The sequence below is a fragment of the Streptomyces venezuelae genome (genome assembly GCF_008642315.1).
In the GTDB taxonomy this organism is placed as follows: domain Bacteria; phylum Actinomycetota; class Actinomycetes; order Streptomycetales; family Streptomycetaceae; genus Streptomyces; species Streptomyces venezuelae_D.
The window spans coordinates 8,622,474-8,637,226 of sequence record NZ_CP029192.1 but is presented as its reverse complement, the minus strand read 5'-3'; the positions used below and the strand labels follow the sequence as shown (position 1 = coordinate 8,637,226).

Genomic DNA, 14,753 nt, shown 5'->3' with positions numbered 1-14,753 from the left:
ACCCCCGTTGCCCAGGAGAGCACGCGTGAGCACACTCCCCGTCCCGGCCGGCGGCGGCCGCCCGCAGGACGGCTCCGACTACACCGCACGGCACCTGATGGTGCTCGAAGGACTCGAAGCCGTACGCAAACGCCCCGGCATGTACATCGGCTCCAGCGACAGCCGCGGCCTGATGCACTGCCTCTGGGAGATCATCGACAACTCCGTCGACGAGGCCCTGGCCGGCGTCTGCGACCGCATCGAGGTCGTCCTGCACGACGACGGCTCCGTGGAGGTCGCCGACAACGGCCGCGGCATCCCCGTGGACACCGAACCCCGCACGGGCCTTTCCGGGGTCGAGATCGCCTACACCAGACTGCACGCGGGCGGAAAGTTCGGCGGCGGCTCCTACGCCGCCTCCGGTGGCCTGCACGGCGTCGGCGCCTCCGTCGTCAACGCCCTGTCCGCGCGGCTCGACATCGAGGTCGACCGGCACGGCCGCACCCACGCCATCAGCTTCCGGCGCGGCACGCCCGGCACCTACGACGGCCCCGGACCCGACGCCCCGTTCACCCCCGCCCAGGGTCTGCGCCAGACCTCCGGAATCCCCCGCTCCCGCACCGGTTCGCGCGTGCGCTACTGGGCGGACCGCCAGATCTTCCTCAAGGGCGCCGAACTCTCCCTGGAGCTTCTGCACCGGCGCGCCCGGCAGACCGCCTTCCTGGTCCCCGGGCTGACGATCGTCGTCCGCGACGAGTACGGGCTCGGCGCGGACGGCGGCAAGAGCGAGGAGACCTTCCGTTTCGACGGCGGCATCGACGAGTTCTGCGCGTACCTGGCGCAGGACAAGGCGGTCTGCGACATCCTGCGGTTCTCCGGCCGGGGCACCTTCAAGGAGACGGTCCCGGTCCTGGACGAACGCGGCGAGCTGACGCCCTCGGAGGTCGTGCGGGAACTCGGCGTGGACGTGGCGATGTCGTGGGGTACCGGGTACGACACGACGGTCAGGTCCTTCGTCAACATCATCGCCACTCCCAAGGGCGGCACGCACGTCTCGGGCTTCGAACAGGCCGTCACCAGAACGCTCAACGAGGTGCTGCGCGCCAAGAAGCTGCTGCGCGTCGCCGAGGACGACATCGTCAAGGACGACGCCCTGGAAGGCCTCACGGCGGTCGTCACGGTCCGCCTCGCCGAGCCGCAGTTCGAGGGCCAGACCAAGGAGGTCCTCGGCACGTCCGCGGCCCGCCGTATCGTCAACGGCGTGGTCGGCGAGGCGCTCAAGGCGTTCCTGACCTCCACCCGGCGGGACACCGCCCAACAGGCCCGTGCCGTCATGGACAAGACCGTCGCCGCCGCCCGCACGCGCATCGCGGCGCGTCGGCACAAGGAGACGCAGCGCCGGAAGACGGCCCTTGAGTCCTCGTCACTGCCCGCGAAGCTCGCGGACTGCCGCAGCGACGACGTGGAGCGCAGCGAGCTCTTCATCGTCGAGGGAGACTCCGCGCTCGGCACGGCGAAGCTCGCGCGGAACTCCGAGTTCCAGGCGCTCCTGCCGATCCGCGGCAAGATCCTCAACGTTCAGAAGGCGTCCGTGGCGGACATGCTGAAGAACGCCGAGTGCGGGGCGATCATCCAGGTCGTCGGGGCGGGCTCCGGGCGGACCTTCGATCTGGACTCCGCCCGCTACGGCAAGATCATCATGATGACCGACGCCGACGTGGACGGCTCCCACATCCGCATCCTGCTCCTGACCCTGTTCCACCGCTACATGCGGCCCATGGTCGCGGCCGGCCGCGTCTTCGCCGCCGTGCCACCGCTGCACCGCGTCGAGCTGATCCAGCCGAAGAAGGGCCAGGACAAGTACGTCTACACCTACTCCGACCACGAACTGCGCGACAGGCTGCTTGAGTTGCGCAGCGAGAACATCAGGTACAAGGACACGATCCAGCGGTACAAGGGCCTCGGCGAGATGGACGCCGATCAGCTGGCCGAGACGACGATGGACCCACGCTTCCGGACCCTGCGCCGGGTCAATCTCACGGACCTGGAAGCCGCCGAAGGAGTCTTCGACCTGTTGATGGGCAACGACGTGGCGCCGCGCAAGGAGTTCATCGCCGACTCCGCCGCCACGCTCGACCGGTCGAGGATCGATGTCTGAGGTCTAGTCACCCATGGGCTCGATGTCCATGGCCTCGGTGTCCGTGGCTCGAAATCGCTCAACCCCTTTCCCCCCCGGGCAACCCTCGTGCCGGCCGTCCGGTCCCCCGCCTTCGACGAACCCGTCGAGCGAAGGGACAGCACATGTCAGCAAGGACCCCTCTGACAGCCATCGCCGCCTCGGCCGTCTCGGCCGCGGTGACGGCCGGGGCCCTCGTGGCGCCCGCCGCGGCGGCCCCCGCGCACCCGCACGGGCCGTCCGGCGGTCGCCACGCAGGGACCCAGCGGGCCATGGACGCCGCCGTCGAGGACGGCGTCCCGGGTGTGACGGGCCAGGTGAAGGACGCGCACGGCACCTGGAACGGCACTTCGGGCATCGGAGACCTCACGACCGCAAGACCGCGCGGCCCCCGCGACCACTACCGCATCGGCAGCGTCACCAAGACCTTCGTGGCGACGGTCATGCTGCAACTCGTGGGAGAGGGCAGACTCGACCTGGACGACACCGTGGACCACTGGCTGCCCGGCCTCGTGCGGGGCAACGGCCACGACGGCCGACGCGTCACCGTCCGCCAGCTCCTCAACCACACCAGCGGCATCTACGACTACTACGCGGACGACGAGTTCGCGGCCTCCTTCCGCCTGCGCGACGGCTTCTTCGAGCACCGCTACGACACCTGGCGCCCCGAGCAACTGGTGGCGGTCGCCATGCGACACGAGCCGACCTCCTCCGAGCCCGGCAAGACCTGGCACTACTCCGACACGAACTACATTCTCGCCGGCATGATCCTCGAGAAGATCACCGGACATTCGTACGCCGACGAGGTCCGCGAGCGCATCATCGAGCCGCTCGGGCTGCGCGAAACCACGGCCCCCCGCACCGGCCCCGCCCTGCCCCGCCCCAGCAGCCGTGCGTACTCGAAGCTCTCCGACGACAGCACGGGACCGTCGTACGACGTCACGGAGTTCAACCCGTCCGCCGCCTGGACCAGTGGCGGGATGATCTCCGACTCGGCCGACCTGAACCGCTTTGACGAGGCGCTGCTGGGCGGCAGGCTGCTGCCCGCGCGGCAGCTCGCCGAGATGATGACGACCGTTCCCATGAGCGCGGAGCATCCGGAGGCCGCTCGCTACGGACTCGGCATCGCCGAACGCAAGCTGACCTGCGGCCGGAAGGTGTGGGGCCACCACGGCGGCATCCTCGGCTCCACCACCGAGTCGGTGACGACCGAGGACGGCCGCCACTCGCTCTCCTTCAACTTCAACGCCGACTGGACGGGCGACAGCGACGCGGTGATCGAGGCGGAGTTCTGCGGGCCCGGGACGAGGCCGGGAACGAAGCCGGGGACGAAACCGGGGACGGAGGCGGGCGGCAATGACTGACCAGGGCACGGGAACCTCGTACGGCTCCCGCCGCGTCCTGGCTGTAGTCACCACGAAACCGCGCGGAGGTCCGACCACAGCATGGCGCACGACGGAACCCGGCCGACCCACACTTCGGCCGCCGGCATCGACGGCCGCCCCGCCGAGCAGACGGCTCGCGGGAACCTCGGCGAGACGCTCGGTGCCTTCAGACGTCAGCCCCGCGCGGTCCACGGCTTCACCCTCCGCGTCTCCGCCCTGACCGTCGTGCTCGGCTGTGCCGTGCTGGCCGGCGGATTCGCGGCGGCGTGGGACACCTTCGAAGGCGTACGGCAGTACGCGGACCGCAACATCGCCAACGAGGACTCCTATGTGGCCTACGCCGACGGCGCCACGCCCGAGTTGGCGAAGGTCGCCTTCGTCATGATGCCCGCGCTGCTGGTGCTGGCCCTCCTCGTCCTCTCCGTCCTGCACGCCGCCCACGCCGTCGGCGCCTCGCATGCCGCGCACGACGGCGGACCGCTGTCCGCACGCGAGGTGTGGCAGCGCACCCGGCGGCGGCTGCCCGCCGCGCTCGCCGTCAACGCGCTGACCGGGCTCGCGGTGGGCACCGTGGTGGTGGCGGCACTGATGCTGTGGGCATTCGTCGAGAGCGGCGGGGTTCCCGGTGTGGAGCGCACGCCGATCGGCGAGACCGCGGCCCCGCAGTACACGCTGGTGGGATGGGTGCTGCCGATCGCCGTGGGCTGCCTCGGCCCGCTGCTGTACTCACGGCTCGCGTTGGCCACGGCCGAGACGGTGCTGGCGCGCCGCTCCCCGTTCGCGGCGCTGCACCGCTCCTGGGTACTGACGCGCCGCGCGCGGCTGCGCACCCTCGGCGTGGGCGCGGCTGTCACCGCGGCCGCGTTCCTCTTCCTCTGGCTGGCCCCGTACGCGGCCGCTCCCCTCGTCCACTACGCCGGCCTCGGCATGCTCCGGCTCAGCGACGACAACGTGTGGATCACCGGAGTGCTGATGAAGGTCCTGCCGACGGCCGTGGCCCTCCTGCTCCTCCCCCCGCTGGTCATGCCGGTGGTCTGCTCGGCGTTCGCCCGGCTCCGCGAGGACTTGGGGTCCGCTGCGGCACAGAGGGGAAACGTGCCCACGGGAGCGTACGAGGGTTCGTAGGATCGACGCATGGGACGCTCGACGCCGATAGAACCGTTGTCGCAACCGCTCGCCGACGGGGTCGTGGCCCTGCGGCTCCGGCGTGCGTCGGATCTGCACCCCATCCAAGCAGCCGGCCGCGACCCCGACACGGTCCGGTGGCTCGACGACCCGCCCATGGATGACGCCGCTCGCCGCACGAGCCTGTCCCGGGTCGAGGAGGCGTGGCGAACGGGCCGGGCGGCGCCCTTGGTGATCGCGGACGCCCTGACGGACGAACCGGTCGGCATCATCAACCTGCAGTTCCGGGACGATGACGTGGCGACCGTGGCGTACAGCGTGTTTCCCGCCCGGCGCGGCCACGGCATCGCCCCCAGGGCCGTGCGACTGCTCGCGAGTTGGGCTCTGCACGAGCTCGGGTTGCGTCAGGTGCTCCTCGAAGCCGACGAGGACAACGCCGCGTCGATCAGGGTCGCCGAGAAGTGCGGATTCCGGCGGACGGGCAGTCGCACCGAGGAGCAGGGGGACGGTTCGCGCACGCTGCTCGTGTTCGCCCGTGCTACCGCACGAACTTCCATGTGACGCCGTTGATCACGCCGACGTCGAGGGGCGCCAGACGGCGGAACGCGGTCTGGCTGAGGTCGATGTGCGTCGAGGCGCAGGACGGGCACTTGTCCCGGACCGGCACGGTGATCGTCCTGCCCTGGTAGGTCACCTGCACAGAAATCCCCTGGCACAGAGGGTCGTTGTTGAGGTTGGCCGTGGTCCACCACGCGGCGGAGACGGCCACGAGGTCCTGGGTCGACGCGTCGATGGGTGTCCCGCAGGCGCCGTACCCCTTGTCGTTGTAGTACGTGGACTTCCCGGACATCGGCTGGCCGATGGGTATGTCGGCGTGGGCCGTTCCGGTGCCGACCGCGACACCGACCACCGCCGCGGCCACGACACCGCTCCACCGTCTGAGCCTCATGATGCGCCACCCCACTCCCGTCACGGGCGCTCTCACGCCGAGAGCGCTCTCATGCGGCGAGAGCCTGCGAGCAGCCGCTGTGTGGCCGCAAGGTTCCCGGGCAGTGCGTGGCGTCAACCCGCCCTGACGTGATGGCCTTTGCAGATGTCACGTCTGTACGGCTGACGTGGTGAGGGAGGGCGGCGCCCCGCCCCGCACCCGCCCTGCGATACACGTCCGGGAACGGCGTGATGGCGGTGCCGTCAGGACGCGTCGACGCGTACGCGCTCGCTCGCCTTGTCCGACAGGAACATCGCCACCGCACGCCCTTCCTCCGCGACGTCCGCGCGCTCGGCGCGGGTGAAACGCCGCAGCGGCTTCGCCACCACGGTGTCCTGCTCCACGGTCCACGTCGCCGAGACGCGCCCGTCGACCAGGACGACCCGCTCCCCGGCGACCGACAGTCCGCGGTGGGCGTCGTCGATGATCCGGCCGCGCTCCTGATAGCCGAGGATCGCGTTGTCGAACGCGGGCAGGAAGCGGACAGGCGCCGGGGTGTCGGGGTCCGGGCGTGGCGCGTCGGGGAGGTCGAGCAGTTCGCGGCCGCGCTCGTCGCGGAAGGAGACGAGTTCGGGGCGGGCGGCGGCGACCGCGGCCGGGAGCCCGGCGAGACCGCTCCAGGCGCGCAGATCGGCCGTGGCGGCGGGGCCGTAGGCGGCCAGGTAGCGGCGCAGGATGGCCTGGCCGACGGGGTCGGAGCCGTCCGGGGAGGCGTCGTTCGGGGCGTCGGAGTTCGTGGCGGACGGGTCGGGGGCCGGTTCCCTTCCCAGCCAGGTGGCGAGCGGAAGGTTGCGTACGCCGCCCTTCGTCCGCCACAGGCCGCGCGGCGGCAGCTGCACCATGGGCACCACCCCGGCGATCAGCATCTCCCCCAGCGCCCGCGCGGGCACCCCCGGCCAGCGGTCGGCGACCGCGCGCGTCAGCTCGGCCATGGTGCGCGGTTCCCCGTCGGACATCGTCTCCCGGCCCGCCGCGGCGAGTTCGCCGAGGTCCACGCCGTCGAGTTCACGGCGGTAGACGCCGAGCACCCGCTGGCGCAGCATCGCGTCGTGCCGGGTGCGCCAGGCCAGGGCGTCATCGGCGGTGACGAGGTGGACCGTACGGCGCATGAGGTGGGTGCGGACCACGCGCCGCTGGACGAGCAGGTCACAGAGGGTGCCCGGCTCGAAGGCGCGCAGCCGCGACCAGAGTCCGACGAACGGTTCCTGCGGCTCCTGGGCCTGGAGTCCGCAGAGGTGGGCGACCGCGTCGAGGGCCGGCAGGTCGGCGCGGTCGAGGAGCAGTTGCCGTGCGAGGGTCGCTCGGTTCAGGGTCCGGGTGTCGAGGACGGTGACGTTCGCGGACATGCGGCTGCTCCTGGGTGCTCGGTGCTCGGTTCTGTGCGGCCGAGCACCACGCTCCCAGACAACGCGGTCAGCTTCTGTCCTCTACTCCGCCCCGGTCCCGTGCATATCTTTCGGGTTCCTCAGATCGCGATCGACTGCTGGAGCCAGCGGCTGACCCGGTACGGCAGCCACCACGCGTACGGGCCGATGTCCAGGACGAGCTGTTCGCCGCGGAAATCGTCCAGGACCGCCTTCGGCACGGTGTCGGCGAGTGCGCCGTGGTCGAGGCGGTCGATGGTCGTCTCGTACTCGGGTTCGTCGGCGGTGAAGCGGCGCAGCTCGCCCCATCTGCGGTCGCGGATCTGGATGAAGCCCGGACCCTTGCGCCACAGGCATTTGCACAGGTAGTGGCCGCGCCGCCAGGTGTTCAGCGCGTCCTCCGCGCCCTGTGGGCCGAGGAGCACCGCGGGCGGCTGGAGGTGACTGAGCATGCGCCACCCGTCCCCCGAGTCGGGGTCGAGCCGCAGTTTCCACTCGACCATGACGGCTCGCGCGGTCAGGTCCCGCACGAGGCCGAGCCCATGCAGGGCGGCGGCCGGGTCCGCGGTGGCCGTGAGGTCGACGGGGTCGGGCAGGCGCACCCGACGCGCACCGAGCTGCCAGAGGCGTTCGGCCTGGCCGTGTGGCGGTCCCGGCAGCGGCACCTCGCCCAGGAACATGCCGGGCAGCGCGCACGCGGCGGGGTCGTAGTCGCGCCAGGCGAGCAGGGTCGGCGTGGCGAGGGTGGCGGTCACTGTGCTCCTCCGGATCGGGCGGGCTCGGGCACGGTCGCGGACTCGGACAGCGACGCGAGGGGCGTCTCCTCCGCGTGGATGTGCCGCATGAAGTCGAGGCGGAGCAGGTCCTCGTTGACCGCGGCCGGTGCGATGTGGACGTACTGGCCGGCGTCGGAGAAGACGATGCCGAGAGCGAGCCAGGAGTCGAGGAGTTCCTGGACCCTGGTCTCGTCGAGAGTCATGTCGGAGACCCGTGCGGCGGCCTTCCGCAAAAGTGCCTGGACGCTGTGCGGCTGGTCGAGGAGGCGGAAGACGGCCAGCTCGAAGGGGTCGGTGAGCTCCATGGCGTGCCAGGAGAAGGTGCGCCGGCGGCTGACGAGGATGATGCGGTCGCCGTGGTCGTCGTGGGTGAGGCGGGCGTCGGTGTGGTGTTTGCGCCAGTCGGCGAGTGCCTCGTTGAGAGCCTTGACGGTGGTCTCGCCGATGCCGCGGGCGGGAGCCTCGAAGACGTACGCCATGCCGTACAGCTCTTCTTCGGGCAGGTCGTAGGTGAAGCGGTAGTGGCCTTCGGGGCGCAGGCCGGTGAAGCCGAGTTCGGGGCGCTCGAAGTAGGGGCTGAAGCGTTCGATGGCGATGCGGGCGGAGAGGTCGACCGGTGGGTCGAGGTGTTCGAGGGCGGGGATCTGCGCGATGACGGGGTCGTAGTCCTCGGCGCTCTCGCCGGGGAATCCGTGGAGGTAGTTCCAGGCGACGGAGAGTCCGGTCTCGGCGCCGTCGCGGAGCATCCGGACGTTCTGGCAGCCGCTCACGCCCTTGTCCATCAGGTCGAGGACCCGGCTGTTGAGGCTCTCGATGCCGGGCTGGACGTAGATGAGTCCCGCGTCGGCGAGGGTGCGCAGTTGGCTGCGCTTCATGTTGGCCTTGATCTCGATGTGCAGGCGCAGGTCGTAGCCGCTCTCGATGATGCGGGGCAGCACGGTGGTGAGGTAGCGCATGTCGAGGATGTTGTCGACGACGTACATGTCCAGGACCTTGTGGCGGCGGGCCAGTTCCATGATCTCGTCGTAGAAGGTGTCCGGGCTCTTGGAGCGGAACTCCATGAACGAGCCGTTGAGCCCGCAGAAGGTGCAGTGGTGTTTCTCGCCCCACCAGCAGCCGCGCGCGCCCTCGACGACGAGTTTGGGCTCGACCCAGTTGCGGGCCACGGACGCGGCGAGGCGTTCGAAGTAGCCGCTGTAGTCGGGCGGCAGGATCGCGGCGGGCGGCAGCGGCCGGGTGGCCATGGCGTTGGCGACGCTCTTGCCCGTGGCGTCGCGATGGCAGAGCCCGGGAATGTCGCCGAGCGGGGTCCTCTCCGTGAGGGCGGTGAGGAGCGCGGGGAAGGCGGCCTCGCCCTCACCGCGCACGACGTGGTCGACGAAGGGGAAGTTGCGGTGCACGGCGGCGCCCTGTTCGCCGTCGCAGTTGGCGCCGCCCATGACGGTCACGAGGTGCGGGGCGAGTTCCTTGACGCGGCGGGCGCAGGCGAGGGCGGCGGTGTTCTGCTGGAAGGTGGAGGTGAATCCGACGACGTCGGGGTCGCTCGCCACGACCTGTTGGGCGATCATCTCGACGAACTCGGGGACGACGCGGTGCAGTGCGCGCGTCATCTTCATCCGCGCGGCCTTCAGTTTGCCGGTCATGACGGTGGTGAACTCGTCGTCACGCCACTCCGGGTCGTCGTAGAGGGCCGATGAGAAGACCCAGTCGCCGCAGCCCATGAAGTACGAGGAGAGCGCGTAGTACTCGTAGTCGTCACCGGTGAACTCGGTGCGTTCGGTGATCCAGTCGGTGAAGGCGAGGTTGGCGTGCAGGACCTCGGCGGTGGCGCCGGGGACGCGCTCGTCCACACTCCGTTTGAGGATGCCCAGGGCGAGCGACGGAAGGTCGATGGGCGACCAGGGCATGTTGACAAGCAGTACGCGCACGGGCGCTCCTCCGGGGGGTGTGAGGGCCGGCCGGCCCCCGGGGTGTGCCAGGGGGCCGGCCGGTGGGGATCAGTCCTCGACGGTGTCTTCGCCGTCCTCGGCGTTGCGGAACGGGACGGTGACCGTGATGCCGACGCTCGGCCTCCGGTTCGTCTCGTCCTCCGCGAGCGGGTCGTTGTGGATGACGTCCTTCTGCATGGGCTCTCTCCTCTCGGTAGTTCAGTGATTCAGTGCGGAACGGTGTGGTGCACTGACCCCTCACCTCTCGGAGCGGGGCGTCTGGGTGGGCGGAGCTCCCGGTCGAGGAAGAGCACCGCGCGGCGCAGTACGGTCATGTGGTCGCCGCCGTCGTAGCCGTCGTGCCCGGAGTCCAGCCACAGGGACTCGTGCCGGGCACCGGCGGCGTCGAGGGCGCCGAGGTAGGAACGGACCTGCTGTGCCGGGCACTTGGTGTCGTGCGTGGCGGCGACGACGAGCAGCGGGTCCCGTACGCGGGCGGCGTACCGGATCGGGGAGCTGTGCGCGTATCGCGCGGGCACCTGGTCGGGTGTGCCGCCGAACAGCCGCTCGTCCAGGGCGCGCAGGGCGACGGTGCCCGCGGCGTGGGCGGCGGCGTAGTCGGCGACGGGCTTCACGGCGACGCCCGCCCGCCACAGTCCGGGCCGCGTGCCGAGGGCGAGCAGGACGAGGTAGCCGCCCCAGGAGGTGCCCCACAGGCCGGTCGCGTCCGGGCGGATCAGGCCGCGCGCGGTGAGGTCGGCGTGGACGGCGGCGAGGTCGGCGACCTGGGTGTGGCCGACGCCGTCGCGGTAGGCACGCTGCCAGCTGGGTCCGTAGCCCGTGGAGCCCCGGTAGTTGACGCGGGCGACGGCGAATCCGGAGGCGACGAGGGAGTGCACGGTGCCGTCGTAGGCGTCCCTGTCGTGGTCGGCGGGGCCGCCGTGCACGAGGAAGACGGCGGGGTGCGGTCCGGTGCCGTCCTCGGGGAGGCTCAGCAGGGTGTGCACGGGGCCGTCGGGGCCGGGGGTGCGGATGTCGCGCACGGTGCCGGGGACGTGGCCGGTGACGGTGCCGAGCGGTGGCAGGGGTGTGCCGGTGCTGGACGTCATCGTCGGCGGGTGCGTGGTGTCGGTCCAGAGGGTGTGGAGGTCGCCGCCGGGGCGCGGGGCGGCGTCCAGGAGCGTGCCGGGCGGGGTCGGTACGGGCGTGAGGGTGCGGTCGTCGAGGTGCGCGCGGTGGAGCAGGGAGCGGCCGTGGCGGTCCTGGCGGATCAGGACGGAGTGGCCGTCCGGGTACCAGCGGGCGGTGATCTGGGTGTCGAAGGCGCACCAGTCGTGGGTGGCGGCGCCGCGCGCGGGGGTCCACGTGGCGAGCAGGTAGCGGTCCTCGTGCTCGCGGACGAGGAGGAGCGTGGGGCGTGGTCCGGTGGGTGCGAAGCCGAGGGCCCAGAGTCTGCCGTGCGGGCCGTCGCCGGGCAGGACGGCGACGACGGTGCCGTCGGGCGTGAGGAGGGTGACGGCGGCGGGCGAGTCGGCGGTGCGGGTGAGGGCGAGCAGGTCGCCGCTCGGGGCGATTCCGGCGAGGGCGGCGGGTCCTTCGACGCGCGTCACCTCGCGGCCGGGGCCGCCTCTTCTGCCGATGCGGATCGTGGTGCTGTCGTCGAGTCCGATGCCGATGGTGGCGATGGGGCCGCCGATGACGGCGAGGCCGCGGGCCGTGCCGTCCGGGACGCCGGTGAGGCCCGGCCTGTCGGGTCCGCCGGTGAAGGCCTGGTGGCGCCATTGCCCGACGCCCCGGGCGTCCTCGTCGAACCACCAGATCCGCGCGTCGCGGTCGATGGCGCCGTGCAGGGTGCCGCCGGGCCGGTCGGTGACGCGTCGGGAGCGGCGGGTCGCGGTGTCCCACGTGCAGATCTCGCAGCGGCCCTCGGCGTCGGCGGTGAAGACCATGCGGCGCGGGTCGGCGGAGCACACCTCGGGCAGTGCGGCGCGGTAGACCTGGAAGCGGCTCACGCGGCGGCCTCCGTGAGGGCGGCGCGCCGTGTGGTGTGCACGGCGAGCAGGGTGAGCAGGGCGGCACAGCCCAGTGCGGGTGCGGCGGTGCCGATCCGGTCCGCGCACAGTCCCGCGAGGACGGGGGCGAGGGCGGCGGTGCCACCGGACGCCGTCGCGAGGACCGCGCCGACGCGTGCCTGCAGCGAGGGTTCCGTCACGAGAAGGGCGCGCGCCTGCAGGACGACGGCGGGCAGCGGCACGAGCAGGCAGACCGCGCCGAGCAGCAGGCCGTACGTCCAGGGCCCGGCGGCGGTGGCGAGGGCCGCGGTGAGCGGTACGAGGAGCCAGGTCACGGCTACGAGGACCCGGGCGGCGCCGACGCGTACGGCGACCCGGGGCGCGGCGAGCGACCCGGCGAGACCGGTGGCCCCGGAGACCGCGAGGACGACGCCCATCGGGAGGGCGCCCGAGCCGGAGCGTTCCAGCGCGAAGACGGCGGCGTAGTAGAGCGCGACGGCGACGCCGTTGACGAGGGCGATCCACACCAGGACGAGGCGGAGCAGCGGTTCGCGCCGCACGAGGCGCAGCCCGGCGGCGGCCTCACGGAGCAGCCCTCCCCCGGTGGGCTCCGCCGGGGCTTTCAGTTCGGCCCGCATGCCGCGTACACAGCATGCGGCTACGGCGTACGAGAGGGCGTCGGCAAGGAACGGCAGCGCACGCGAGAGCTGGTAGGCGGCGCCGCCGAGGGCGGGGCCGAGGATGAGGGCGCCCTGGTCGGCGGCGGCGAGCCGGGCGACGGCGCGCGGCTGGTCGTCGGGCGGGCAGACCAGGGCGACGGTGCCGCGTGAGGCGGCGTCATGGGTGGCGGTGGCGAAGCGTTCGACGAGGACGGCGCCCAGGAGGTGCGCGAGCGTGAGGTGTCCGAGGGCGAGGACCAGGGCGACGGAGCCCATGGCGAGCGCGGAGACGGCGGCGGCCCAGAACATGATCGTCTTGCGTGCGCCACGGTCGGCGGGGACGGCGGCGAGCGGTCCCAGCAGGATTCCGGCGGCCAGCGAGAGGCCGGCGACGAGCCCCGCGGTCTGCGCGGAGTGACCGAGGGAGAGGAGCAGCAGCGGGAGTACGACCCCGGATGCCTGGGTGCCGAGCGCGTCGGTCGCGTTGGCCCACCAGAAGAGGCGGTAGTCGCGGGCGGAGGTGCCTGCGGAAGTGAGGGGTAACGACTCCACGCAATTCCTCCATGAACATGAAGCTGCCGTGAAGAGATGTGAAGAAAGTGGTATGGGAGTGAAACGAGAGCGGGATCGTAGCCAGCGCTCCGAGCGCGCTACAAGGTGCGGGATCCGCTGTCCGAAAAGCGCGGCGCGGGGTGCGCAGGGCGGACCATCGGCGCCACCACAAAGGGAGGCGCGAGTTCCGTCAGGACGCACGTGACGGATGGGATATGAGCGTCGCCTGTGACGTGAGGGACGTCATGACGGACACGTACATCCATGTGCGACAGAGGGGAATTACGTACGCAGACGCCCTCACCCACGGGACCTGACGCGGGCGCCGGCGGAGCCTGCCCGTCCGGACAATGGCCGGTTCGCGACGATCCCCGCGGACGCCGCCCGGATCGCGGACGTGTGTCCCATCGACAACAGTGGGCACGAGGAGGGACGGAAGACCGTACGGCCGGGGTGAGGACGAGTGATGGAACCGAGTGACCAGGGCCGGGTGCGGTGATGGAACCCACTGGCCAGAGCTGGGTACAGCTGGCCGAGTTCGCCGTGGCCTTCGGCCTGTCCGCCGCGATCGGCCTGGAGCGTGAGATCCGCCAGAAGGCCGCGGGCCTGCGGACCTACACGACCGTCGGCGTGGGCGCCGCGCTGTTCACGCTGGTCAGCAAGTACGGCTTCACCGATGTGCTGCAGTCCGGCACCGTCACCCTCGACCCGTCCCGCGTGGCCGCGCAGATCGTCTCCGGACTCGGCTTCATCGGCGCCGGCGTCATCTTCGTGCAGCGGGGATCCGTGCAGGGCCTGACCACGGCCGCGACCATCTGGCTGACGGCCGCCGTGGGCTCCGCGGCGGCAGCCGGCCTGCCCCTGCTCGCGGCGCTCGCCACCGCGTCGTACTTCCTCGTCGCGTACGCCGTGCGCCCCCTGGCCCGCCGACTCTCCCTGCTGCGCTCGGTACCCGTCCACTACCGCATCACGTACCTGCAACGTCCGGGCCTGCTGCAGGACCTGTTCGCGGAGTGCGCACGCGCCGGCTTCGACATCGCAGAGGTGCGCACACTCAGCGCCTCCGTCCCCAAGGGCGCCTACGCCGACGAGACGGAGCACACCGTCGAGGTGCTCCTCGCCGTGGTGGGACGCGACGACGGCGACAAGCTGACGGCACGGTTCGTGGCGGTGGACGGGGTGGTGGCGTGCGCCCGGCCCGGTTACGGGGACGAATGAGCGGCGCCGACGACCACCCGCCTTACCCGCACCGCGCCTACGAGGGGGCGTCGAGCACTCCGGCCACCAGCCGTCGCGCGTAGGCCGCGTCGCATCCGGACGGGCGGAACAGGATGCGGTACATCATGGGCGCGACGACGTGGTCGAGCACCGTCTCGACCTCGGGCGCGCTCTCCCCGCGGTCCGCCGCGCGGGCGAGGATGACATCGACCTGTTCGGCCGCGTAGGCGGAGCACCGGCCCGCGTTGCTGCCGTCGGGGTCGCCGAGCAGGGCGTCCCGGATGTACGCGCGACCCGCGGGCGAACCCATCTCGTCGAGGAACTGCTCGGCCCAGGAGCGCAGATCGCTCCCGAGGTCCCCGAGGTCCTCCGGCGGCGCCTCCGGACGCAGCCGTTCGACCGCCACGTCCGACAGGAGCGCCTGCAGGTCGCCCCACCGACGGTAGACCGTGGACGGGGTGACCTCGGCGCGGGCCGCGATCAGCGGAACGGTCAGCGCGTCGCGGCCCACCTCGTCCGCGAGTTCGCGTACAGCTGTGTGCACCGCCTCCTGCACGCGGGCACTGCGCCCGCCGGGGCGCGCCATCGGTC

13 protein-coding genes are annotated in these 14,753 nt (G+C 71.7%); 5 read left to right on the top strand and 8 right to left on the bottom strand.

Annotation, left to right across the window (positions count from 1 at the left end; genetic code table 11):
• Positions 1-25: 25 nt before the first annotated feature.
• The 4 genes from DEJ48_RS38175 to DEJ48_RS38160 all read left to right on the top strand — a co-directional run bounded on the left by DEJ48_RS38175 (position 26) and on the right by DEJ48_RS38160 (position 5,226).
• Positions 26-2,137, top strand: a complete 2,112-nt coding sequence (locus DEJ48_RS38175; protein ID WP_150220663.1) for a type IIA DNA topoisomerase subunit B — start codon at positions 26-28, stop codon at positions 2,135-2,137.
• A gap of 143 nt (positions 2,138-2,280) precedes the next feature.
• Positions 2,281-3,519, top strand: a complete 1,239-nt coding sequence (locus DEJ48_RS38170) for a serine hydrolase domain-containing protein (protein WP_190537848.1) — start codon at positions 2,281-2,283, stop codon at positions 3,517-3,519.
• An 81-nt stretch (positions 3,520-3,600) separates the two neighbouring features.
• Entirely contained in the window at positions 3,601-4,665 is a 1,065-nt protein-coding gene (locus DEJ48_RS38165; protein ID WP_223832365.1) for a hypothetical protein, read from the top strand.
• A 9-nt stretch (positions 4,666-4,674) separates the two neighbouring features.
• Positions 4,675-5,226, top strand: coding sequence for a GNAT family N-acetyltransferase (locus DEJ48_RS38160; RefSeq protein WP_150220662.1), 552 nt, complete (start codon positions 4,675-4,677; stop codon positions 5,224-5,226).
• Here DEJ48_RS38160 and DEJ48_RS38155 read toward each other — a convergent pair.
• From DEJ48_RS38155 to DEJ48_RS38130, 7 genes are all read right to left on the bottom strand, one after another.
• Positions 5,204-5,614 carry a cysteine/serine endopeptidase inhibitor gene (locus DEJ48_RS38155; RefSeq protein ID WP_150220661.1) on the bottom strand — a complete coding sequence of 137 codons (411 nt, stop codon included), beginning with the start codon at positions 5,612-5,614 and terminating at the stop codon, positions 5,204-5,206. The two genes, DEJ48_RS38160 and DEJ48_RS38155, sit on opposite strands and share 23 nt — an antisense overlap.
• 242 nt (positions 5,615-5,856) lie before the next feature.
• Positions 5,857-6,999, bottom strand: a complete 1,143-nt coding sequence (locus DEJ48_RS38150; protein WP_150220660.1) for a winged helix DNA-binding domain-containing protein — start codon at positions 6,997-6,999, stop codon at positions 5,857-5,859.
• Positions 7,000-7,118: 119 nt separating this feature from the next.
• Entirely contained in the window at positions 7,119-7,772 is a 654-nt protein-coding gene (locus tag DEJ48_RS38145) for a DUF5825 family protein (protein WP_150220659.1), read from the bottom strand.
• Positions 7,769-9,721 carry a RiPP maturation radical SAM C-methyltransferase gene (locus DEJ48_RS38140; RefSeq protein ID WP_150220658.1) on the bottom strand — a complete coding sequence of 651 codons (1,953 nt, stop codon included), beginning with the start codon at positions 9,719-9,721 and terminating at the stop codon, positions 7,769-7,771. The genes DEJ48_RS38145 and DEJ48_RS38140 overlap by 4 nt, the downstream gene beginning before the upstream one ends.
• A 69-nt stretch (positions 9,722-9,790) precedes the next feature.
• Positions 9,791-9,919, bottom strand: a complete 129-nt coding sequence (locus tag DEJ48_RS40860; RefSeq protein WP_263399473.1) for a hypothetical protein — start codon at positions 9,917-9,919, stop codon at positions 9,791-9,793.
• 29 nt (positions 9,920-9,948) lie between these two features.
• Positions 9,949-11,733, bottom strand: coding sequence for an alpha/beta hydrolase family protein (locus tag DEJ48_RS38135; protein WP_223832364.1), 1,785 nt, complete (start codon positions 11,731-11,733; stop codon positions 9,949-9,951).
• Entirely contained in the window at positions 11,730-12,944 is a 1,215-nt protein-coding gene (locus tag DEJ48_RS38130) for an MFS transporter (protein ID WP_223832363.1), read from the bottom strand. The genes DEJ48_RS38135 and DEJ48_RS38130 overlap by 4 nt, the downstream gene beginning before the upstream one ends.
• A gap of 498 nt (positions 12,945-13,442) precedes the next feature.
• Here DEJ48_RS38130 and DEJ48_RS38125 point away from each other — a divergent pair, with 498 nt between their 5' ends.
• A complete protein-coding gene (locus DEJ48_RS38125; protein WP_150220657.1) occupies positions 13,443-14,162 on the top strand; it encodes an MgtC/SapB family protein in 720 nt (239 codons plus the stop codon).
• 37 nt (positions 14,163-14,199) lie between these two features.
• On the opposite strand, the gene DEJ48_RS38120 is transcribed toward DEJ48_RS38125, so the two are convergent.
• A complete protein-coding gene (locus DEJ48_RS38120; RefSeq protein ID WP_150221644.1) occupies positions 14,200-14,748 on the bottom strand; it encodes a TetR/AcrR family transcriptional regulator in 549 nt (182 codons plus the stop codon).
• Between the last annotated feature and the right edge of the window lie 5 nt (positions 14,749-14,753).